The 19,396-nt window shown below is 74.2% G+C and carries 23 protein-coding genes and 1 pseudogene; 13 read left to right on the top strand and 11 right to left on the bottom strand.

The window, feature by feature from the left end; genetic code table 11:
• Nucleotides 1-82 precede the first annotated feature (82 nt).
• Together ACFOWE_RS21685 and ACFOWE_RS21680 are read left to right on the top strand one after the other, a co-directional pair.
• Nucleotides 83-916, top strand: a complete 834-nt coding sequence (locus ACFOWE_RS21685; protein WP_377290623.1) for an oxygenase MpaB family protein — start codon at nucleotides 83-85, stop codon at nucleotides 914-916.
• Between the two features lie 112 nt (nucleotides 917-1,028).
• Nucleotides 1,029-1,712 carry a TetR/AcrR family transcriptional regulator gene (locus ACFOWE_RS21680; protein ID WP_377290621.1) on the top strand — a complete coding sequence of 228 codons (684 nt, stop codon included), beginning with the start codon at nucleotides 1,029-1,031 and terminating at the stop codon, nucleotides 1,710-1,712.
• A 70-nt stretch (nucleotides 1,713-1,782) separates the two neighbouring features.
• Here the strand turns inward: ACFOWE_RS21680 and ACFOWE_RS21675 are convergent, their stop codons facing one another.
• The 3 genes from ACFOWE_RS21675 to ACFOWE_RS21665 are packed head-to-tail and all read right to left on the bottom strand — an operon-like array spanning nucleotide 1,783 to nucleotide 3,715.
• Complete coding sequence (locus ACFOWE_RS21675; RefSeq protein ID WP_377290619.1) at nucleotides 1,783-2,490, bottom strand: DUF3618 domain-containing protein; 708 nt, start codon at nucleotides 2,488-2,490, stop codon at nucleotides 1,783-1,785.
• Nucleotides 2,466-2,864, bottom strand: coding sequence for a phage holin family protein (locus ACFOWE_RS21670; protein ID WP_377290617.1), 399 nt, complete (start codon nucleotides 2,862-2,864; stop codon nucleotides 2,466-2,468). Before ACFOWE_RS21670 ends, ACFOWE_RS21675 begins: the two co-directional genes overlap by 25 nt.
• The gene (locus ACFOWE_RS21665; RefSeq protein ID WP_377290615.1) at nucleotides 2,861-3,715 is read right to left on the bottom strand and encodes a hypothetical protein; all 855 of its coding nucleotides are present in this window, start codon (nucleotides 3,713-3,715) and stop codon (nucleotides 2,861-2,863) included. The genes ACFOWE_RS21670 and ACFOWE_RS21665 overlap by 4 nt, the downstream gene beginning before the upstream one ends.
• Before the next feature lie 356 nt (nucleotides 3,716-4,071).
• Here ACFOWE_RS21665 and ACFOWE_RS21660 point away from each other — a divergent pair, with 356 nt between their 5' ends.
• The 4 genes and pseudogenes from ACFOWE_RS21660 (at nucleotide 4,072) to ACFOWE_RS21645 (ending at nucleotide 6,759) form a co-directional block, all read left to right on the top strand.
• Entirely contained in the window at nucleotides 4,072-5,196 is a 1,125-nt protein-coding gene (locus ACFOWE_RS21660) for a sugar ABC transporter substrate-binding protein (protein WP_377290613.1), read from the top strand.
• A pseudogene (locus tag ACFOWE_RS21655) lies at nucleotides 5,193-5,447 on the top strand (ATP-binding cassette domain-containing protein); the annotation flags it as partial. The gene ACFOWE_RS21660 and the pseudogene ACFOWE_RS21655, both read left to right, overlap by 4 nt.
• A 125-nt stretch (nucleotides 5,448-5,572) precedes the next feature.
• Entirely contained in the window at nucleotides 5,573-5,797 is a 225-nt protein-coding gene (locus ACFOWE_RS21650) for a hypothetical protein (protein ID WP_377290611.1), read from the top strand.
• A 398-nt stretch (nucleotides 5,798-6,195) separates the two neighbouring features.
• Entirely contained in the window at nucleotides 6,196-6,759 is a 564-nt protein-coding gene (locus ACFOWE_RS21645) for a CAP domain-containing protein (RefSeq protein WP_377290609.1), read from the top strand.
• A 109-nt stretch (nucleotides 6,760-6,868) separates the two neighbouring features.
• Here ACFOWE_RS21645 and ACFOWE_RS21640 read toward each other — a convergent pair whose 3' ends face one another.
• Complete coding sequence (locus ACFOWE_RS21640) at nucleotides 6,869-8,512, bottom strand: DHA2 family efflux MFS transporter permease subunit (RefSeq protein WP_377290607.1); 1,644 nt, start codon at nucleotides 8,510-8,512, stop codon at nucleotides 6,869-6,871.
• Nucleotides 8,513-8,597: 85 nt separating this feature from the next.
• Here ACFOWE_RS21640 and ACFOWE_RS21635 point away from each other — a divergent pair, with 85 nt between their 5' ends.
• A complete protein-coding gene (locus ACFOWE_RS21635; RefSeq protein WP_377290605.1) occupies nucleotides 8,598-9,047 on the top strand; it encodes a MarR family winged helix-turn-helix transcriptional regulator in 450 nt (149 codons plus the stop codon).
• A gap of 125 nt (nucleotides 9,048-9,172) precedes the next feature.
• Here ACFOWE_RS21635 and ACFOWE_RS21630 read toward each other — a convergent pair whose 3' ends face one another.
• The 3 genes from ACFOWE_RS21630 to ACFOWE_RS21620 form a co-directional block, all read right to left on the bottom strand.
• Complete coding sequence (locus ACFOWE_RS21630) at nucleotides 9,173-10,174, bottom strand: anti-sigma factor RsbA family regulatory protein (protein WP_377290603.1); 1,002 nt, start codon at nucleotides 10,172-10,174, stop codon at nucleotides 9,173-9,175.
• Nucleotides 10,171-10,590, bottom strand: a complete 420-nt coding sequence (locus ACFOWE_RS21625) for an STAS domain-containing protein (RefSeq protein WP_377290770.1) — start codon at nucleotides 10,588-10,590, stop codon at nucleotides 10,171-10,173. Before ACFOWE_RS21625 ends, ACFOWE_RS21630 begins: the two co-directional genes overlap by 4 nt.
• Nucleotides 10,591-10,706: 116 nt before the next feature.
• Entirely contained in the window at nucleotides 10,707-11,357 is a 651-nt protein-coding gene (locus ACFOWE_RS21620; RefSeq protein WP_377290601.1) for a hypothetical protein, read from the bottom strand.
• Between the two features lie 38 nt (nucleotides 11,358-11,395).
• On the opposite strand from ACFOWE_RS21620, the gene ACFOWE_RS21615 reads away from it, so the two are divergent.
• Both ACFOWE_RS21615 and ACFOWE_RS21610 read left to right on the top strand, forming a co-directional pair.
• The gene (locus ACFOWE_RS21615) at nucleotides 11,396-12,376 is read left to right on the top strand and encodes an NAD-dependent epimerase/dehydratase family protein (RefSeq protein ID WP_377290599.1); all 981 of its coding nucleotides are present in this window, start codon (nucleotides 11,396-11,398) and stop codon (nucleotides 12,374-12,376) included.
• Between the two features lie 147 nt (nucleotides 12,377-12,523).
• Nucleotides 12,524-12,889, top strand: coding sequence for a VOC family protein (locus ACFOWE_RS21610; protein ID WP_377290597.1), 366 nt, complete (start codon nucleotides 12,524-12,526; stop codon nucleotides 12,887-12,889).
• Nucleotides 12,890-13,008: 119 nt separating this feature from the next.
• Here ACFOWE_RS21610 and ACFOWE_RS21605 read toward each other — a convergent pair whose 3' ends face one another.
• Nucleotides 13,009-13,728, bottom strand: a complete 720-nt coding sequence (locus tag ACFOWE_RS21605) for an aspartate/glutamate racemase family protein (protein WP_377290595.1) — start codon at nucleotides 13,726-13,728, stop codon at nucleotides 13,009-13,011.
• 77 nt (nucleotides 13,729-13,805) lie between these two features.
• On the opposite strand from ACFOWE_RS21605, the gene ACFOWE_RS21600 reads away from it, so the two are divergent.
• Nucleotides 13,806-14,756, top strand: coding sequence for a LysR family transcriptional regulator (locus ACFOWE_RS21600; protein ID WP_377290593.1), 951 nt, complete (start codon nucleotides 13,806-13,808; stop codon nucleotides 14,754-14,756).
• A 156-nt stretch (nucleotides 14,757-14,912) separates the two neighbouring features.
• Here the strand turns inward: ACFOWE_RS21600 and ACFOWE_RS21595 are convergent, their stop codons facing one another.
• Entirely contained in the window at nucleotides 14,913-15,497 is a 585-nt protein-coding gene (locus ACFOWE_RS21595) for a DUF6817 domain-containing protein (RefSeq protein ID WP_377290591.1), read from the bottom strand.
• Between the two features lie 273 nt (nucleotides 15,498-15,770).
• Nucleotides 15,771-16,436, bottom strand: coding sequence for a flavin reductase family protein (locus ACFOWE_RS21590; RefSeq protein WP_377290589.1), 666 nt, complete (start codon nucleotides 16,434-16,436; stop codon nucleotides 15,771-15,773).
• Nucleotides 16,437-16,588: 152 nt separating this feature from the next.
• On the opposite strand from ACFOWE_RS21590, the gene ACFOWE_RS21585 reads away from it, so the two are divergent.
• Nucleotides 16,589-17,152 carry a GNAT family N-acetyltransferase gene (locus ACFOWE_RS21585; RefSeq protein ID WP_377290768.1) on the top strand — a complete coding sequence of 188 codons (564 nt, stop codon included), beginning with the start codon at nucleotides 16,589-16,591 and terminating at the stop codon, nucleotides 17,150-17,152.
• Nucleotides 17,153-17,223: 71 nt separating this feature from the next.
• Here the strand turns inward: ACFOWE_RS21585 and ACFOWE_RS21580 are convergent, their stop codons facing one another.
• A complete protein-coding gene (locus ACFOWE_RS21580) occupies nucleotides 17,224-18,078 on the bottom strand; it encodes a hypothetical protein (protein WP_377290587.1) in 855 nt (284 codons plus the stop codon).
• Between the two features lie 117 nt (nucleotides 18,079-18,195).
• On the opposite strand from ACFOWE_RS21580, the gene ACFOWE_RS21575 reads away from it, so the two are divergent.
• Nucleotides 18,196-18,855: a MarR family winged helix-turn-helix transcriptional regulator gene (locus tag ACFOWE_RS21575; protein WP_377290585.1), complete on the top strand. Its 660-nt coding sequence runs from the start codon at nucleotides 18,196-18,198 to the stop codon at nucleotides 18,853-18,855.
• Nucleotides 18,856-18,942: 87 nt separating this feature from the next.
• On the top strand, nucleotides 18,943-19,335 hold the full coding sequence (locus tag ACFOWE_RS21570; protein WP_377290583.1) for a helix-turn-helix domain-containing protein: 393 nt from the start codon (nucleotides 18,943-18,945) through the stop codon (nucleotides 19,333-19,335).
• Nucleotides 19,336-19,396 lie beyond the last annotated feature (61 nt).

The raw sequence follows: 19,396 nt of genomic DNA, 5'->3' as shown, positions 1-19,396 counted from the left end.
CGCGGCACGAGACTCCCGTTTGACGACCGGCACCGCGGTCCGGCCTATTGGCGCAGTGCCAACAAAGTGTTTCACTGGCGCTATGGACGCTTCCCGAAGGCTTCCCTTCCGTCCCGGCGACCTCTCCTGGACGATCATGCGTGAGCCGGTCACCGGCCTCGGTGCGGCGCCGACCCTGCTGCTCCAGGTGACCCATCCGCTGGTGGCCGCGGGCGTGCAGCAGTACTCCACCTTCCGGTCGGACCCGTTCGCCAGGCTCTGGCGTACCGCCGACATCATGCTCAAACTGGCGTTCGGCACCCCAGAGGTGTCGGAGCGGCAGTCGCTGGTCCTGCGGCGCATGCACGAGCGCGTCCGGGGGGTCAGCGACGACGGCGTGCCGTACCACGCGCTCGATCCCGACCTGCTGATGTGGGTCTGGGCCACGCTGGTCAAGAACGGCGCCGACCTGTACGAGCTGGCCTTCGGCCGGTTGACGGACGAGCGGCGCGAGCGGTTCTACGCCGAGCAGAAGCTGGTGGCCCACGCCTGCGGGGTCCCCGAGGGGCGCTGCCCCGCCACCTACGCCGGCTTCCTCGCCTACGTCGAGCGCGTCGTCGACGAGGAACTGCGCCCCACGGAGACCGCCCGCGTCGTCATCGAGACGAGGCGGGAGCTGCCGCTGCCCTGGCCGCTGCGCCCCGCCTACGCCGAGCTGAGCATGGTCGCCGCCGGCGCCCTGCTGCCGGAACGGCTCCGCCGGGAGCTCGGCATCCCGTGGAGCCCCGTGCGGGCCCGCGCGTTCGACACCCTTGTCGCGGCGAACAGACTGGCCGCCCAGATCGTCCCCGCCCGGGTACGGCACCGGCCCGTCGACTACCTCGTCTCCCGCGAGCGACCGCTGAGGCTCTTCACCGCGGCCGCCCGGCGGGCGTGACACGGGTCCGGGCCGCGCGGGCATGACGCGGGCGCACACCCCGGCAGGCATGGCAGGAGCACACACCCCGGCGGGCGTGACAGGAGCACGGGCCGGAGCCAGGATGAGCGGCATGGCATCACCCCGTTACCGCCGCCTCGACCGCGACGAGCGGAGGGAGCAGATCCTCTCCGTGGCCCGCCGGATGTTCACCGAGATGCCCTACTCGGCGGTCTCCACCACCGCGATCGCCCGGGAGGCGGGCGTGCAGCGCGGCCTGGTGCACTACTACTTCGGCGCCAAGAGGGAGCTCTTCCTCGAGGTGGTGCGCCACCTCACCGCGGAGCTGGCGCTGGCGGCCCCGGTCCCCCCTCAGGACCTGCCGCTGCCGGAGGCGGTCGACCTCTGCGTCGCGCGCTTCCTGGACATCGCCGAGGCCAACGCCACGACGTGGTTCGCCGCCGTCGACGCCGAGGGCTTCGGCAGGGACCCGGAGCTGGTGCGGATCATCGGCCGGACCCGCGACCTCACCGTCGAGCACATGCTCACGGTGCTGCGCCTGCCCGCGCCGGGGGAGGTGCTCCGGGCGGTCCTGCGGGCCTACTCCGGGCTGGCCGACGCGGCGACCCGGGAGTGGCTCCAGGGCAAGACCCTCACCCGCTCCCAGGCGCACATCCTGCTGTCCCGCTCGCTCCTGGCCCTGGTCCGGGAGGTCGTCCCCGCCGTCGAGCGGGCCGACCTCCCGGACCAGGGACCGGAGCGAGCCGGCCTCCCGAGCCCGGAGCGGGCCGGCCTCCCGAGCCCGGGACCGGAGTGAGAGGCCCGGCGGGTCGGAAGCCGGAGTGAGAGGTCCGGTGGATCCGGACCCGGAGCAGAGGTCCGGCGGGTCAGGAGCCGAACGCGGAACGGGTCTGGCCGGCCGCCTGCCGTGCCTGCTCCCGGGCCTCGTCACCGGTGGTCCGCGCCGCCTCGGTCGCGGTCTCCTTGACCTGCTCGGCGGCCTCCTGCGCCACCTGCCTGGCCTCCTGGCCGAGGTCCCGGGCCGACTCCCGCACCGCCTCGGCGACCGGCGCCGCCATCTCACCGACCTGGTCGCGGAGCTGCTCGGCGGCCCGCTGCTCGGCCTCGGTCCTCGGGATGAGGGCCGCGGCGAGCAGTCCCGCGCCGAAGGCGATCAGTCCTGCGGCCAGCGGGTTGCCCTGGGTGCTGCGCATCGCCTGCTCCGGTGCCTCTCTGACCGCCTCGGCGGCCTGGTGTGCGCCCTGCCGTACGGCTCCCGCCGCCTCCGCCGCGGTCTCCCGGACGGCGCCCGCGGCGGAGGCGGTGGTCTCGCGGACGGTCCCCGCGGCGTCCGCCGCGGTCTCCCGGGCGCTCTGGGCGGCCTGCCCGGCCTGCCGCCGCACCTGGTGGGCGGCGTGGGCCGGGGTGCCCATCACCCGTTCGCGGACCATGCGCATGCGCTGCCGCATCCGGCCGGTGCGGCGCTGCACGATCCGCGCCGGGCTGGTCCTGTCGGCCAGGCGGTCCACGTCGGCGGCGAGCTCCGCCCGGGTGGCCGCGATCTCGGCCCTTATCTGGTCAGGTTCCGCGCCCATCGCGCATCCTCCTTGAGTGTCTCGATGGTCTGCTCCGGCTTGGGCGACACCTGCCGGAGCCGGGCCTTCCCGGTCGTGAACAGCGCCGCCCCCGCCCCCGCCCAGAGGGCGGCGACGATGAGCGCGGCCCAGCCCAGGCCTATGACGGCGCCCAGGCCGAACACGAGCGCCAGCGTCACCAGCAGGGCGGTCATCGCGGCGGCGAACCCGGCGCCGCCGAGCAGACCGGCCGCCTTGCCGGCCTTGCCCGCCTCCTGCCGGATCTCGGCCTTGGCGAGCTCCACCTCCTGGCGGAACAGGCGCGACATGTCCTCCCCGATCTCGCCGACCAGCTGCCCCAGCGTGGGCGGCTCGGGCTCGACGGGCGTGCTCATCGCGGCTCACCGCCCCGGTCCGTCGGCGGCGGGGTCACCGGGGTGCCGGGGAAGCGCTCCTCGCCGAATCCCGGCCCGGAGCCCGTACCGTGACCGGACGGGCCGGCCGGGGTGACGTGGCTCTGCGAGGAGAGCCCTGAGGGAGGCGGCGAGGGAGGCGCCGCCGGGGCGGCGGAACCCGGCGCGACCGCGGGCGGCGTCACCGGCGGGGCCTGGCGGATCGGGGCGGTCGGCGCGGTGGTGTCCTCGGCGCCCCAGGTGCCCTCGGCGATCCTGCCGCCGCCGTCGCTCCAGGGACGTCCGGCGCCGGGACCGGCGGCGCGCCAGGTGTCCGCACCGTCGCCGGAAGCGCCGGCGGTGCCGCTCTCCGAGGCGGCCTTGGCGATCCTGCCGGCCAGGAAACCGGCCGCCAGCGCCCCGGCCAGGAAGGCGCCGGGGCGGCGGCGGGCGAAGTCCTGGACCTCCCGCACCACGCCGGCCAGCCCGTTCCGTTCCAGGTAGTCGGCGGCCCGCCGTCCCCCGTCGGCGACCTGCCTGACCACGTCCGAGACCGGGGAATCGGGCTTGACGGCGTCACCGGCCACGGCGAGCTCGTCGGCCCACTGGCGGATGCCCTGGGCGGCGCGCCGGCTCTGCCGCCACGCCTGCTCGTCGGCGCGGGCGCGCAGCTCGCCCACCGCGCGGCGCGCCTGGTGCCCGACCTCTCCGGCCACCGCCCTGGTCTGCTCCTTGGCGGTCCCGGCCACCTCGCCCACCGCCGACCTGGTCTGCTCCGCCGCCTGCCGGGCGGCCTGGCGGAGCTCTCCATCCTGTTCCGGGCGGGTCCCCGTCCCGGCTGGATACTCGTTCACCGCATCCTCCAAAGGTCGCGTCCTCGGTCCGCGCCCTTTACCCGGCGATCCCAACGGCATTCACAAACCAGCAAAAACAATTTCAAACCGCTCCTATAGGGTTGATTTCTCCAGCCGTGCGGGACGGCGGGGTTCCGCCAAGCCCGCGCCCGGCACGCGGCTGACCAGCCAAAACCTGCCCAAAGTCCACCCTGTCCGGGAATCGTGATTTCCCCTCCGGGTAGGGCCTCTCCAGGGGGAGTCCGGCCCGCGTCGCCGTACCCGGAGAGCGTTCGCGTCCTGTTCCGCGCACCGTTCCGCGGTTCGTTCCGCGGGCCGTTCCGCGGGTCACGGCGAGGACCGTTCGGGGGGTTGCGGTGGAGACGGTGCGACGGGCGGTGGGCGGCCTCGCGCTCGCCCTGACCCTGGGAGTGACGGCCTGCGGGACCGCCGGGCAGTCGGGCGGCACCATGACGCCCGCCGGCACCTCCCCGGGCGCCACGGGCGCGACCGGCGCGCAGGGCTTCAAGATCGGGCTTCTCCTTCCGGAGTCGAAGACCGCGCGCTACGAGAAGTTCGACCGCCCGTACATCCAGCAGGAGGTCGCGGCGCTCTGCCCGACGTGCGAGATCATCTACGCCAACGCCAACCAGGACCCGAACCACCAGCAGCAGCAGGTCGACTCGATGCTGACCAACGGCGCCAAGGTGCTCATCCTCGACGCGGTGGACGCCAAGGCCATCGCCTCCTCGGTGGCGAAGGCCAAGCAGCAGGGCGCCAAGGTGGTCGCCTACGACCGGCTCGCCGGAGGCCCGGTCGACGCCTACGCCTCCTTCGACAACGTGCAGGTCGGCAAGATGCAGGGCGAGGCGCTGCTGAACGCCCTCAAGGCGGGCGGCGACCCCGGGCGCGGCCCGATCGTCATGGTCAACGGCTCGCCTACCGACCCGAACGCGGCCGACTTCAAGAAGGGCGCGCACTCCGTCCTCGACGGCCAGGTGAACATCGGCAGGGAGTACGACACCCCGGACTGGAGCCCCGACCAGGCCAACACCGAGGCGGCCGGCGCGTTCACCGCGCTCGGCGCGGACAAGGTCATCGGGGTCTACTCGGCCAACGACGGCATGGCCGGCGGCATCGCCCGGGCCATGCAGAACGCCGGAGTGCCCAAGGGAACGCCGCTGACCGGCCAGGACGCCGAGCTCGCCGGCATCCAGCGCATCCTGCTCGGCACCCAGACGATGACCATCTACAAGCCGATCAAGCCCGAGGCGCAGAACGCCGCCCGGCTCGCCGTCGACCTCGGCTCCGGCAAGGCGGTGCAGGGCACCACGACCGTCGACAACGGGACCAGCACCCAGATCCCCGCACTGATCATCCAGCCGATCGTGGTCACCAAGGACAACATCAAGGACACGGTGGTCAAGGACGGCTTCTGGACGGTCGAGGAGATCTGCACCTCCGAGGTGCGGGCCGCCTGCAAGGAGGCCGGGCTGTCATGACCGCCGCGAGCGGGGAGCCTGTCCTCACGGTGCGGGGCGTCTCCAAGCGGTTCGGCGCCGTCCAGGCCCTGTCGGAGGTGGAGCTGGACGTCCACGCCGGGGAGGTCGTCGCCCTGGTCGGCGACAACGGCGCGGGCAAGTCCACCGTCATCAAGGTGATCGCGGGCGTGGGCCCCGCCGACAGCGGCGAGATCTACTGGGAGGGCCGGCCGGTGACGATCACCAGCCCCTCCGCGGCGGCCTCGCTCGGCGAGGACGGGCGCGAGCGCGTCATCGGCTTCAACCACGACATCGGCGGCACCGGCTACCAGTCCGGCGGCTGGGTGGGGAGGGAGGGGCTGGAGAGAGCAAGACCTGGTGGAAGGATCACCACCAGATGCACCTGCATCACACCCAGCTGCTCGGCGACGACGAGCAGCTCGTCAACCCGGCCGAACCCGCCACCCTGACCGATGGCCCCGACGACCTGGTGGGCACGACCTTCCATGTCGGCACCCGCTACAGCCGGCGGGGCGGAAAGGCGTCGATCAAGGCGCCGGACCCCCGCAAGACGACCACCGAGTGCACCGCCGTCTTCTGCAGGTACCGTCTTCCGGGCTGACGACACCAAGGGGGTGCGCGCCGTCCGACGGTTCATGCGTACGGGCTGACGGCGTTCGCGTACCGGTCCACGACTCGGTGTCTCTCCTCGTCATGCGGCGGGTGAGGTGCTCGCCGCCTTCCGGGCGGGGCGAGAGGAGGGCTTGATCGGCTCCGTGGCGACGGCTCGCCAGGGTGAGGCACTCGGATCCCGTGACGGCCACCGACCCTGCACGGCCTGCGCAAACGACGAATCACCGCAGGTCGGCACCATATTTGCCGGAGATCCCGCCGTTACTGCCGGAACCCCATCGGGGACTACGGTAAGCGGCACGGGTGCACTTTCCCGACGATCCACAGGTTTCGATCGTTGCTCGATGCGGAGCCGTCCGGCGTCCCCCGCGACTGGAGGAACTTCCCATGCGCCGATCTCTCGGGTTGCTCGCCGCAGCCGCCGCCCTGGGCACGATCGCCGCGCCCGTGAGTACGGCGCAGGCCGTCACGGCGCCCCCGGCTTCCGGCGTCGGGCGGTCCGGCTCGCTCAGCCTGTCCGGGCCGGCCACCACGGCGTCCGTGTCCGGCGCCCCCGAAGTGGGAACGGCACGGGAGAACACGGTCGTGCGGCTGGTCAACGACCAGCGGGCGAAGAAGGGATGCCGGGCGCTCAAGCACCACCCGCGACTCCACCGGGCCGCCCGCAGGCACTCGGCCGACATGGCGGAGCACGGCTACTTCTCGAACATCTCCCGCGACGGCCGATCCTTCGCGTACCGCCTCAAGGATGCCGGTTTCACCGGCGCCACCAGCATGGCGGAGAACATCGCCACGGGCTATCGCACCCCGGCCGCGGTCGTGCGGTCCTGGATGGACCACTCCGCGACCAAGGCCTCCATCATGAACTGCAAGTTCGCCTTCGTCGGGGTCGGCGCGGTCGAGAACTCCGATGGAATGATCTACTGGACCCAGGACTTCGCCTCCAGGTGACCCGCTCCGTGGTGAGCCGCCGGGAGAAGACCGCAGGCGACCCGCTTCGCCGGCGGTGGGAGCGCAGCCCGTCCATCAGCCGATCGAGCACGCGGGTCGATGCGGACGATCATGCGCCCGTCGCGGGCGTAGCCGGAGCCGGGGGCCGTCCTCCCGCTTCCGGGTCGTCCCGCTCCGCCGGGCGGCCGGAGCCCAGGGAGAGGGTGGCCAGGAAGCCGGCGGCGAGGACGCCGGCCGCGCCGAACATGGCGTAGCGGGCGCCGGTGGTGAAGGACTCCTTCGCCGCCTCGGCGACCTCGGGCGTTCCGGACAGGCCCGCGATGGCGGCGCCCGCGCTCCGCTGCACGGCGGTGACGACCCGCTCCCCGGCCGCGCCCTCCATGCCGGGGACGCCGTCCAGCCGCCGGTCGAGGTCCGCGCCCAGACCGGTGAAGAGGATCGTGCCGAGGATGGCGATGCCGAGCGCCGAGCCGACCTGCCGGACCGTGCTCTGCGTGCCGGAGCCCTGGCCGCTCCGCTCCACCGGGACGTCGGCCAGGACCACGCCGGTCAGCTGGGCGGTGGCCAGGCCGATGCCCATGCCGTACAGGAAGAGGAACGGCACCGGCGGCGCCCAGTGCACGTCGGCGGCGACCACCAGGCCGAGACCGGCGATGCCGGCGACCTCCAGCGCCAGCCCGGTCCGCACGACGAAGGCGGGTCCCCTGGCTGTGGCCAGCCGCGCGGCGAAGCCGCTGGCCACGAAGGAGCCGAGGGCGAGCGGGAGCAGGGCGACGCCGGTCTCCAGCGCCGAGTAGCCGAGCACGAACTGCATCCACAGCGGGAGCGCGAACAGCACGCCGAACTCGCCGAGGCTGACGATCAGCGCGGCGATGTTCCCGTTGCGGAAGGACGGGATCGCGAACAGCGACAGGTCCAGCAGGACCACTCGGCCGCTCCGGCTCCTGGCCCGCTCCACCAGCGCGAAGGCGGTCAGGGCGAGCGCGGCGCCGATGAAGGCGACCGGGACCGGCGAGAGCGGGAGCGGCCACTCCCGGCCGCCGACCACGAACGGCTCGGTCGGCTCCCACCAGCCGTAGGTCTGCCCCTCGACCAGGCCGAAGACCAGCAGGGCGAAGCCGAGCGTGGAGAGCACGGCCCCGGCCGCGTCGACGCCGCGCTCCGTCCCGGTCTCGCGCGACTCCGGCACGAAGGCGAGCACGCCGGCGACCACCGCGACGGCGATCGGGATGTTGAGCCCGAACGCCCAGCGCCAGGAGAGGTCGGTGGTGAGCCAGCCGCCGATCAGCGGCCCGAGCGCGGCGACGCCGCCGATCGTGGCGCCCCAGACGGCGAACGCGGTCGCGCGCTCCCTGCCCCGGAAGTTGGAGTTGAGCAGCGAGAGCGTCGTCGGGAAGATCATCGCCCCGCCGATGCCCTGCAGGACGCGGGCGCCGACCAGCATCGGCCCGCTGGTGGCCGCGGCGGCCAGCAGCGACATGCCGCCGAAGACCGCCACTCCCACCAGGAGAAGGCGGCGCCGGCCCAGCCGGTCGGCCAGACGGCCGAAGGTGAGCAGCAGCGCGGCGAAGACCAGCGTGTACGACTCCTGGATCCACTGCGCGCCCGTCGCGCTCACCCCGAGGTCGCCGATGATCTCGGGTATGGCCACGTTGGTGATCGTCGCACTGGAAATGATCATCGCCACGGCCAGCGCGATGAAGGCCAGTCCCGTCCAGCGGCGCCCGGCCGCGTCCTGCGGTGTCCTGCTCATGTGTCGCCCTCCCGGAGATAAATACTAAGTACCCTTAGCATCTCTCCGGTAACGTGGCCTGGAGGATCACTCCGGGGAGGGCGCGGTGGACGGGTTCCGAGAGGACGCGGCGGACGACCTCGCCTCCTGGCCCACCGGCCGCCTGCTGCTGGTCGCCGCCCGCCTGGTGGAGCACGAGTGGAACGCCGTGCTCTCCGGGCACGGCCTCACCCACGCGGGGTTCCTGACGCTGCACGCGCTCGACGGGGGCCCGCGCACCCAGCGGGAGCTCGCCGCCCGCACCTACGTGGAGGAGCAGACGATCCGCCCGGTCCTCGACCGGCTGGAGCGCGCCGGCCACATCACCCGCCGGCGCGACCCCGCCGACCGCCGCCGCATGGTGGTGACCCGGACGGAGCGGGGACGGCAGGCCTACACCGCGCTGATGACGGGCGGCGTGGCGGAGCGGATCGTCACCGACCGGCTGGAGGACCCGGAGGCGTTCCGGGCCGAGCTCACCGCCCTGATCACCGCCCTCCGCGGCGGGAACACCTGACCGCTCCCGCCGCGGCGGAAGCACACCGCGGCAGACGCGCACCACGGCAGACGCGCACCACGGCGCAAGCGCCTGATCACCGCCCTCCGCGGCGGGAGCGTCCGGCCGCGTCCGCCGCTGCGGCGTCAGAGCGCGGCCGCGTCGCCCACGCTCCGGATGGCCGACAGGGGGTCGGCGCCGTCCAGGTCGAAGTAGACCCGGACCGTGGTGCCGCCCTGCCCGGTGTGGATGCGGACCAGGTCGCCCAGGAGCTGCGTGACCAGCAGGCCGCGCGAGCCGAGCTGGTGGATCGGGGTCGGCCGCCGCCCGGCGAGCGGGTCGGCGATGTGGCCCGCGTCGCTGACGTCGAGCACCGCCCGGTCCTCCTCCCGCCACAGACGCACGGTCCCCGAGCCGCCGCCGTAGTCGAGGCTGTTGGCGGCCAACTCGCTGGCGATCAGCCGCAGGTCCTCCAGCCGGTCGCCGGACAGCCCGATGCGGGCGGCGTGCGCGACGGCGAAGGCGCGGACCCGGCCCAGCGGGTCGTCGCAGAACCCCTCGCCGTAGCTCAGCGCGGCGGCGTCCGCCGGGACGGGCAGCGGCCGGTTGCACTCGCTCAGGATGTGCTCCGGCGCGTAGTCGGCGCTGTCGTGCCGCCCGGCGCCGTCGATCACGACCGGGTGGGTCATCCGCGCGTCCGCGACGGCGTCGGCGGGCAGGCCGCGGGTGTCGTACGGGCACAGGATCGCGACGTCCCGGCCGGCGAAGGCGAGGTTGATCAGCGCCTCGTGCTGGACGCACGCCACGTACTCCGTCGCCGAGCGGCCCGGCCAGATCGGCTCGCCGATGATGCGGACGCGGCGGTCGGGGTGCAGGTCGGCGAAGGCCCGCAGCACGGCCGGGATGATCCGCCCGGGGTTGCGCCCGACCTCGCTCATGTCGATCATCCGCACCTCTCCGGCCGCGTCGCCGAGCGCGTCGCGGATGAGGCCGAGGTTCCCGCCGGGCACGGCCACCGCGACCGGCTCGCCCGAGGCCAGGCCCTCCCGGACGAACGGCACGGTCCCCGCGACGTACTCGGCCGCGTCCCGGTAGAAGAGCGCCGGATGATCGAAGGGACCGGCGGGGGCGGGCGGCGTGACGTTCATGGACTCTCCACCACGACCGGAAGGGGGTCGGATCCGATCAGGGTCAGTACGGTTCTCAGTATGCGGGGCGGGCGATGCAGGAATATCCGTTTTCCGGGGGGAAGAGTGCCCGCCATATCGGTCATCAACCATGCTCCCCGTACATCGATGAAGCTGAGCCCCGTGAGGTGGAGGTGAACGTCGGCCTCCGCCGAGGCCAGCGCGGCCAGCGCCGCGCGCCACGCCTCCCTCGTCGTGCGGTCGACCTCTCCGACGACCTCGGCCCGGGCGGGGGGCCCGATCAGGGTGACCGCCAGGCCCGGCGGGGGACCCTGCCGGACGGGGACGGGCGGAGGGTCGGGCAGGGGCGCGTGGGGCGGGCCACCGGAGTCGGCCCTCGGCTGAAGCGTCAACGGACCACCCCGGAGAAGAGACATCAGTTCTGTCAACCTACCCGCTCCTCGGACGGCGGTGGTAGGGAGGGCGCAAACGGCGGTCCGGGCTTCCCGGACCGTCCGCCGGAGACGGCTGCGCCCGGGGAGTCCGGAGGCGGCTACCGGCCGAGGGCCTCGACGACCCGCTGGAGGGTGTCGTCCCAGGGGCGCGCGGGGACCACGGGGACGCCGGCCTCGGCGGCCCGCGCGGCGAGCCAGTCCCCGTAGCGGGCGCTCACCTCGGCCCGGCCGGTCTGCTCCCCCGCCCCGGGCTCGCGGCGGCGGTAGTTCTCCACGAGCCGGGCCCGGTCCGGCTCGTGGAGGAAGACCGCCGCGACCTCCCCGCGCCCGCCCGCCGTACCGTCCGCGCCCCGGCCCGCGTTCCGCCCCGTGCCCTGCCCGGCCCCGACGGAGCGCCGGACCAGCTCGGCGGCGAGGGAGGGCAGGAGGTAGTCCCCCTCGATGACCACGGAGGTGCCGGTCTCCAGATGGTTGGCCACCACCGCCTCCACCGCGGGGGCGAGCGCCTCGCAGGTGGCGATCTGCAGCCGGACGATCTCGTCGGGCGGCAGGTGCGCGGCCTCGGGGTGGGTGCGCCAGTAGTGCAGCAGCGGCTGCTGCTCCGGCGTGGTCACCGCCTGGAGCGCCTCGACGATGTCGTCGAGTTCGACGAGCGCGACCCCGTACCGCCGGGCCAGCGGGTAGCTGACCTGGCTCTTGCCCGTCCCCGACGCGCCCCCGAGCAGGAGCACCTTCCATCCGCCGACCATGCTGCGCAATTTATCCCATATAGGGAATGATGCCGTTTATGCGAATTCTGATCATCGGCGGCACCCGGTTCGTCGGACGGCACATCACCGAGGCCGCCCTCGCCGCCGGGCACGAGGTCTCCCTCCTCCACCGGGGCCTGACCGGTCCCGGCCTCTTCCCGGAGGCGGAGCACCTGATCGCCGACCGCGACACCGGCCTCGAGGTCCTCGGCGACCGCCGGTGGGACGCGACGGTCGACGTCAGCGCCTACCTCCCCTCCCAGGTCGGCGCCCTCGCCGACGCCGTGGCGGGCCCGGAGCGCGGCGGCCGGTACGTCTTCGTCTCCACCACCGCCGTCTACGCCGCCGGTCAGAAGCCCGGCTTCACCGAGGACGCGCCGCTCGCCGCCACCGGCGGCCCGGTCCCCGAGACCGTGACGGGTGAGACGTACGGCCCGCTGAAGGTCCTGTGCGAGCGGACCGCCGCCGAGCGGTTCGGCCCCGGCACGCTCGTCGTCCGCCCGACCTATGTGATCGGCCCCCACGACTACACCGGCCGCTTCACCTACTGGGTCAACCGGATCGCGCGCGGCGGCGAGGTGCTGGCCCCCGGCGACCCCTCGGCCCCGATCCAGGTGATCGACGGGCGCGACATGGCCTCCTGGGTCATCGCCATGGTCGAAAAGGGCGGGGGCGGCACCTTCCACGCGGTCAGCCCGCCCCCGCCCTTCACCTTCGGCGACATGCTGGAGCAGATCGCGGCCGAGGTCGCCCCGGCCGGGACCACGCTCACCTGGGTGGACGCCGACTTCCTGCACGCCGGGGGCCAGGACGGCCGGTCCCTCCCGCTCTGGGGCGGGGGCGGCGACACCTCGATCAACGCCGCCGACCCGGCCGCCGCCCGCGCCGCCGGACTGGACCCGCGCCCGTTCCGGCAGTCGGTCCGCGAGATCCGCGCCGCCGAGGCGGACCACACGGTCGAGACCACCGTCTCCGCCGAGCGGGAGGCCGAGATCCTCGCCGCCTGGCACGCCCGGTAACGCCCCGCCGCCCGCGCCGTACGGTCCCGCGGCCCTCCCGGCGCGGGCCGTACGGCCGGTGTCCGCTGCGGCTCCGGTGGAGGATCCGCCGGGCGGGTGCCCGCGCACCGGCGGGATATCTCCCGGATCATCGGGCATGATCGGCGCATGCTGGAGATCAAGACGGTCGTCATGGGTGTCGAGGACGTACGGCGGGCGGTGGAGTTCTGGACGCGGGCGCTGGGCTACGTGCCCCGCGGCGAGGTGGGCGACGAGTGGGCGGAGCTGGTCCCGGCCGCCGGCTCCGGCATCGCGCTGGCCCTCGACCGCAGCGCGGTCCCCGTGCAGGAGCACCCGCGCGTGCACCTCGACCTCTACGCCCGTGACACCGCCGACCAGGCCGCCGAGGTCGAGCGGCTGCTCGCCCTCGGCGCCGAGCGGGTCGACTGGGACCTCTACCCGGAGGACCCGGACTTCGTCGTCCTCGCCGACCCCGACGGCAACCGCTTCTGCGTCATCGACCCGACCCACTGACGAACCGGCCCACCGACGAGCCGACCCACCGACGAGCCGACCCGCTGTGAGCCCGGCCGCCACGGACGTCCCGGCCCCGCCGGGGCCGTCCGGCCGGCCCGGCGTGCCTACGCCCCCCGTCAGCGGCCCGGCGCGCCCGCCCCGCCCAGGGCCAGGGCCAGGTCCACCGCGTGCTCGGCGTGGATGCGGGTGGAGTCGAAGACCGGGACCGGGCTGTCCTGCGGGCCGACGAGCAGCGTGATCTCGGTGCAGCCCAGGATCACCCCCTGCGCTCCGCGGGCGGCCAGGTCCGCGATGACCTCCCGGTAGGCCGCGCGGGAGGCGTCCTCGACCCGGCCCCGGGTGAGCTCCTGGTAGATGACCCGGTCCACCACCTCGCGGCCGGGCCCGTCCGGCACCAGGACCTCGATCCCGTGCCGGCGCATCCGGTCGCGGTAGAAGTCCATCTCCATGGTGAAGCGGCTGCCGAGCAGGCCTGCGGTCGTGAGCCCGGCGGCGGCGATCCGCTCCGCCGTGACGTCGACGAGGTGCGGGAACGGCACGGTGAGCGCGGCCTCGATCTCCTCGGCGACGTGGTGCATGGTGTTGGTGCAGAGCAGGACCAGGTCCGCCCCGCCGGCCTCCAGGGTCCGGGCCGCACCGGCGAGCAGCTTCCCGGCCGCCGCCCAGTCGCCCGCGCGCTGCATGGCCTCGATCTCCGCGAAGTCCACGCTCAGCATCAGGATCCGCGCGCAGTGGTGCCCGCCCAGCCGGCGGCGGACCTCCTCGTTGAGGAGGCGGTAGTACTCCGCCGACGACTCCCAGCTCATTCCGCCGATCAGGCCGATGGTTCGTGTCATGCCCGCATCCTGACCCGGCCGGGCGTCCCATAGGTAGACGTGTTCTTCTTGGCGAAGACCCAAGGAACACTTATGGCATGCCTTCCGGAATGGACGCCCACCGCCTGCTCGTCTTCCGCCAGATCGCCCGCGCCGGGTCGATCTCGGGCGCGGCCCGCGCCCTCGGCTGGACCCAGCCCGCCGTCAGCCAGCACCTGCGCGCGCTCGAACGGCGGGCAGGGATGGCACTGGTGCTGCGCCGCCCGCGCGGGGTGAAGCTGACCGAGGCGGGCGAGCTGCTGCTCCGCCACGCCGACGCCGTCGCCGTCCGGTTGCACGCCGCCGCCGACGACCTCGACGCCCTGGCGCAGCTGCGGGCGGGCACCGTACGGCTGGCGGCCTTCCCCTCGGCGAGCGCCACGGTCGTGCCGGCCGCCATGAGCCTGCTGGGCCGCCGCCATCCCGGCGTGGACGTACGGCTCCGCGAGGCCGAGCCCCCGCAGGCGCTCGACCTGCTCGCCGCCGGGGAGGCGGACCTGGCCGTGACGTTCGCGCACCCCGGGCAGGAACCCTCCGGCGACCCGGCCCTGGTGCGGATCCCGCTCGGCGAGGACCCGGTCCTGCTGGTGCTGCCCCGCTCCCACCCGCGCGCCGCCCCCGGCGCGGAGGGCGGTGGCGGCGGCCCGGACACCCCGGTGGACCTGCGGCTGCTGGCGGAGGAGAAGTGGATCGCGGGCTGCGCGCGCTGCACCGCGAACCTCCGCCGGGCCTGCGAGGAGGCCGGGTTCACCCCCGACGTGCGGCACGGCACCGACGACTACGTGGTCACCCAGGCGCTGATCGCCCGGGGGCTGGGGATCGGGCTGCTCCCCCGGCTCGCGCTGGACGCCTTCACCGACCCCGGGGTCGTCGTCCGCCCGGCGCTCGGGCTGCTCCCCCGGACCCTCCACCTGGTCCACCATCGCGAGGCCGGTCAGGTCCCCGCGGTCCGCGCCGCCGTGCAGGCCCTGCGCGACGTGCTCGCCCCGGCGCGTCCCGGGCGTCCCTGACCACCAGCGCCGCGGCCGCGAGGTAGGCCGCGGCGCCGAGGACGGTCTGGACGAGGAGAGCGGGGAGGTACCAGCCGGGCCCGGACTCGAGGACCTCGGGGAAGGGCTCGCCGGCGTTCACGTCCGGGCGTTCTCCGGGGTCGGGTGGCCGCCGGGTCAGGGGAGGCTCGCCTGGACGGCCCGCCGGGCGGGCTCGCTGAGCAGGCTCTCCCAGGAGGTGAACAGCTCCAGCAGCCGCCCGCCGTACCGGGCGCGCAACGTGGGGTCGGCCCGGACGACGTCCAGCTCGTTGGCGGCGGTGAGCTCGGCGAAGTCCCTGCGCGCCTGCTCCGGCGGCTGGAACCGGGCGCCGGTGAACCGGTCGCGGAACACCGGCTTCTGCCCGGCCAGCCGGGGATGGGAGAAGTCGCGGTCGCAGCCCGCGTAGAAGTGGACCAGCCACTCCGCCTCCTCGCCGATCACCTCGGCCAGCTCCTCCCGGCGGGTCGCCTCGCCCAGCGCGGTGGCGAACCCGTCGGTGCCGTAGAAGGCGTGGCAGAGCCCGGCCAGCCGGAGCGCCGGGCGCGCCCCCCACTCGCCGAGCAGCGCGTGGACCCGCTCCAGGTGGAGGAGCAGGGTGCCGCCCGGGTGGGGGATCTCGTGGGCGCCGCGCGCGGTCAGCAGCTCGATCGCGGCGGCGGCCGCGCCGTCCGCGTCCGCGTGTCTCCCCGGCTCGGCCGGCTCCCGCAGGTCGGTCGTCATGTTTCCTCCCGTCGCGTCGGTCGGCACCCGTCCGGGTCCCACCGGCCGGAGCCGTGCGCTCCGGACCGCCGGGCTCACCGCCCGGTGGCGGACAGGTTGCCGCCGGGGCCGGGAACACGGCGTTCACGGCCCCCGAACGCCATCGTGAGATCGGCGGAGCGCGCCGTCAATTCCCGGTCACCCTCCGCCGCGCCCGGGACCCGCCGCACCACGACCGCCGCACCACGACCGCCGCACCACGACCGCCGCACCACGACCGTCACGCCGCGGTCGTCACGCCGTACGGGAGAGCCCTCGCGGCGCGTCCCCGCGGGACAGGTCCCCGTGCGGCATGTCCCAGCCCTCGGCGAGCCGCGAGGGGTGGACGTTGCCCGCCCCGCCGAAGAACTCGCAGAACTTCATGATGAGCGGATCCCACGCCAGCGGGTCGATGTGGCGCGTCCCCGGGATGACCAGGTCCTCCTCGACGTGGACGCGCACGACCTCCGCCTCGAATGCGGTGGCGTACGGCTCGGCGCCGCCGAACGGATGCGCCCCGGTGATCCGGCACTCCAGCTGGATCGGGCACTCGGCCACGCGCGGCGCCCCGACCAGCTCGCCGGGCCGCTCGGTCAGCCCGGCGGCCCCGAACTTGTCGCGCTCGTACCGGTAGCCCTGCCGTGCCTTGTGCGGCGGCACCACCGGTTCACCGGTGAGCAGCGCGAGCCGGTCGACGGCGCCGACCATCGCGGAGGACGGCAGGTTGAGCACGCACTCGCGCTCGCGAAGCAGGTTCGCCGTGGTCCGCGCGCTGTTCCCCATGCCCAGCATGCAGGCGCTCCCCAGCCACCAGGCGGACGACATGGGCGCGAGGTTGGCGGTGCCGTCCGCGTTGCGGGAGCCGATCAGCACCACGGGCGTTCCGAAGTAGAGCACCTTCAGGTCGAGGGTCGTGTGCACCGCCGTGTCCTCCGTGTCCGTTCCCGGTGTGGGCCGGGAACAGACTCTGGCCGACCGGGACGCGCCCCGCTGGCGGTGATCGGACATCGCGCTCCGCCCTTCGCTCCGTTGTCATGACATGTCGCGTCCGCGGTAGCAGAATCAGGCGGGTGATGACATCGGGGAACCCCAGCACCGTGTTCGCCCCTTCCATAAGCCTGTCCGGCCAGGGCATCCGCCTGCGCGAGTGGACCGACGCGGACCTGCCCGCTATGGCCGGGCTCTTCGACGACCCGCAGATCGACCGCTGGACCCCGATCCGCTCCCCCTTCACCGTCGGGGACGCGCGGGCCTACCTGACCAGGGCGCGTGAGGGCCGGGCCGCCGGCACCCGCATCCACCTGGCGATCACCGGCGAGGGCGGCGCGGCCCAGGGTGAGGTCCTGCTCTTCCGCGCCGGCCCGCACGACTCCGACGCCGAGCTCGGCTACGCGATCGGCGCGCCGTACCGGCGGCGGGGTCTGGCGACCAGGGCCGTCCGGCTGATGACCGGCTACGCGTACGGCACGCTGGGCATGGGCCGCGTGCTGCTGCGCATCGCCCCGGGCAACGAGGCCAGCGCGGCGGTGGCGCGGGCCGCGGGCTTCCACCTCACCGGCGACGAGCCCGTCGTCCGGGACCGCGCCGGCGAGCCCGTCTCCCTGCTCACCTGGTGCCACCGCCGCACTCCAGCCTGACCCGCAGCCTGACCCGCGGTCCCGGCACCCGGCACCGGGACCGCGACCGCGACCGCGACCGCGGGGGAGCGTCAGACCCTGCCGGGCAGGGACAGGCGGCCGGAGGCGACGTCGAGCACTCCGGTCACCCGGAGCAGCGGGTCGTGCAGATCGGCGTTCACGCGCAGAGCCGCGGTGACGCCGTCGTAGGAGAACCCCTTCGGGAAGCCGAGGTCCGCCAAGGGGACGCGGACCTGGACGGTGTCCGCCTTCAGCCGGGTCGGGTACGGCGGGCTGTCCAGGTAGAGGGGGACCCCGGGCCACGTCTCCGGCAGGTCGGGACGCTCCCCCTCCGCGATGTCACGGACCTTGAGGGCTCCGTCCGCACGGGTGGTGTCGGGGACGAGGACCACCCAGTGGCTGTGCCACCGTGCGCCGTCGTCGTCGGTGCGGCCGTTGCGGTCCTCGTCGTAGCGGGGGGTGTCGTCGAAGTCCGGGTGGGACGTCGCGGCGAGCGCGAGGATCCCGCTCTCGCCGGTGAAGCCGACCGTGGACGGGTCGAGTGAGGTGGGCCAGACATAGCTGAGCACCTCACTGCCCGCGAACTTCCCGGCCGGCTCGGGCCGTACCGAGCCGGCACGGCCGCGGACCACCTCGGTGAAGACGAGCTGCCTGCCGACCCGCCGGACGCTCGTGTGCACCAGGTCGAAGGCGGCGGGGCGGACGTCACCGCGCGGTGAGCGGATGCCGGTCCTGCTCTCTCCGGTGTGCCGGTGGTGCTCCTTGTCCGGGTGGGCCGCGGCCGGGGACGCGACGGCGCCCGCGGCCGCCAGGGTCAGCAGTGCGGCGGTGGCGATCCGGCGGGCGACGGCGCGCCCGGCGATCCTTCCGGACCGCGTGCGGGGGGCATGGCCGACCGGGAGGACCGGTCCGGTGTGTCGAGGCATGGTGATGCCGCATCCCTTCTTCTTAGGAGTCCTAACCTTAGGACTGCCAAGGAAATTAGAGAGGACGGCCGGCGTTGTCAACCCATATGCTTAGGACGACTGAGGATTGGAGAGCGGATGGAGACGGAGGGAGCACTGCCGGCCGACCAGGCGGAGCAGTCGGCCGCCGGGAGCACGGACCTGGACCGCCGCCTGGCGATGGCGCTGGAGCGGGTCGGGCACGTGGTGCGCACCCTGCAGTGGCGGCAGGCGTACGCCCACGGGCTGAGCCCCATCCAGACCCGGCTGCTGCTCCATCTGGCCGGCCGGACGCGTCCGCCGCGGGTCAGCGACCTGGCCGCCGAGTTCGACGTCTCGCTCGCCACCGTGAGCGACGCGCTGGCCGCGCTGCGCCGCAAGGAGCTGATCCGGCGCGAGCCGGACCCGGCCGACCGGCGCAGCCGCGTCTTCGCCCTCACCGACGCCGGGGAACGGTTGGCGGCCGACCTGGAGCGCTGGTCCGGCCCGATCACCGACCGGCTGGCCACCGTCGGTGAGGCCGACAAGGCCGCCGCCCTGCGGTTCCTGCTCGACCTCGTCGGCGGACTCCATGACACCGGCGTGCTCGCGATCGCCCGCACCTGCGTGACCTGCCGGTTCTTCGTCCGAGATGCCCACGACGACCCACGGCGCCCGCACCACTGCCGCCTGCTCGACACGCCCTTCGGCGACGCCGCGCTCCGGGTGGACTGCGCCGAACACCGGAGCCTGGAACCGGGGCCCCTTCCGGCAGGATGACGCCGCGGCACCGCTCTCACCGCACGGACCGGCCCGCCCCGCCTCCCGGAGGGGACAGCCGGCGGGGGACCGTGGTGTGATGGCGTCGTGAACCGCGCCGTGGAGGAGACGAACCGCCGCATGCTCCGGGCGCGGGACGCGATGGACCGCGCCTACGCGCAGCCGCTGGACGTCCCGGCCCTGGCCCGGATCGCCCACGTCTCGGAGTCGCACTTCAACCGCGTCTTCCGGGCCACGTTCGGCGAGACGCCCCACCGCTACCTGCAGCGCCGCCGAGTCGAGCGCGCGATGTTCCTGCTCCGGGAGACCGATCTCAGCGTGACGGACATCTGCTTCCAGGTCGGCTTCGGCAGCCTGGGGACCTTCAGCCGGACGTTCCGCCAGATCGTCGGCCGGTCGCCCCGGGAGTACCGCAAGCAGGCGGTGGCCACGGGCGTGCCGACGTGCTTCACGATGGCGTGGATGCGGCCGAACACCTGAGCCTGGCGCCCCGCCCGGCATCGCCGTGCCCGCCCGGCCCCGCCGCGCCGTCCGCGGGCGG

This window comes from Planomonospora corallina (genome assembly GCF_042650625.1).
GTDB lineage: Bacteria > Actinomycetota > Actinomycetes > Streptosporangiales > Streptosporangiaceae > Planomonospora_B > Planomonospora_B corallina.
Note: the sequence above shows the minus strand (reverse complement) of the source record. Positions and strands in the feature narration are given on the sequence as shown.

Bases quoted from the DNA above. Each gene is read 5' to 3' on its own strand.
- ACFOWE_RS21685 (WP_377290623.1), top strand. From the start codon at position 83: ATGGACGCTTCCCGAAGGCTTCCCTTCCGTCCCGGCGACCTCTCCTGG.
- ACFOWE_RS21680 (WP_377290621.1), top strand. From the start codon at position 1,029: ATGGCATCACCCCGTTACCGCCGCCTCGACCGCGACGAGCGGAGGGAG.
- ACFOWE_RS21675 (WP_377290619.1), bottom strand. From the start codon at position 2,490: ATGGGCGCGGAACCTGACCAGATAAGGGCCGAGATCGCGGCCACCCGG.
- ACFOWE_RS21670 (WP_377290617.1), bottom strand. From the start codon at position 2,864: ATGAGCACGCCCGTCGAGCCCGAGCCGCCCACGCTGGGGCAGCTGGTC.
- ACFOWE_RS21650 (WP_377290611.1), top strand. From the start codon at position 5,573: ATGCACCTGCATCACACCCAGCTGCTCGGCGACGACGAGCAGCTCGTC.
- ACFOWE_RS21645 (WP_377290609.1), top strand. From the start codon at position 6,196: ATGCGCCGATCTCTCGGGTTGCTCGCCGCAGCCGCCGCCCTGGGCACG.
- ACFOWE_RS21640 (WP_377290607.1), bottom strand. From the start codon at position 8,512: ATGAGCAGGACACCGCAGGACGCGGCCGGGCGCCGCTGGACGGGACTG.
- ACFOWE_RS21630 (WP_377290603.1), bottom strand. From the start codon at position 10,174: ATGAACGTCACGCCGCCCGCCCCCGCCGGTCCCTTCGATCATCCGGCG.
- ACFOWE_RS21625 (WP_377290770.1), bottom strand. From the start codon at position 10,590: ATGTCTCTTCTCCGGGGTGGTCCGTTGACGCTTCAGCCGAGGGCCGAC.
- ACFOWE_RS21620 (WP_377290601.1), bottom strand. From the start codon at position 11,357: ATGGTCGGCGGATGGAAGGTGCTCCTGCTCGGGGGCGCGTCGGGGACG.
- ACFOWE_RS21615 (WP_377290599.1), top strand. From the start codon at position 11,396: ATGCGAATTCTGATCATCGGCGGCACCCGGTTCGTCGGACGGCACATC.
- ACFOWE_RS21610 (WP_377290597.1), top strand. From the start codon at position 12,524: ATGCTGGAGATCAAGACGGTCGTCATGGGTGTCGAGGACGTACGGCGG.
- ACFOWE_RS21605 (WP_377290595.1), bottom strand. From the start codon at position 13,728: ATGACACGAACCATCGGCCTGATCGGCGGAATGAGCTGGGAGTCGTCG.
- ACFOWE_RS21600 (WP_377290593.1), top strand. From the start codon at position 13,806: ATGCCTTCCGGAATGGACGCCCACCGCCTGCTCGTCTTCCGCCAGATC.
- ACFOWE_RS21595 (WP_377290591.1), bottom strand. From the start codon at position 15,497: ATGACGACCGACCTGCGGGAGCCGGCCGAGCCGGGGAGACACGCGGAC.
- ACFOWE_RS21585 (WP_377290768.1), top strand. From the start codon at position 16,589: ATGACATCGGGGAACCCCAGCACCGTGTTCGCCCCTTCCATAAGCCTG.
- ACFOWE_RS21580 (WP_377290587.1), bottom strand. From the start codon at position 18,078: ATGCCTCGACACACCGGACCGGTCCTCCCGGTCGGCCATGCCCCCCGC.
- ACFOWE_RS21575 (WP_377290585.1), top strand. From the start codon at position 18,196: ATGGAGACGGAGGGAGCACTGCCGGCCGACCAGGCGGAGCAGTCGGCC.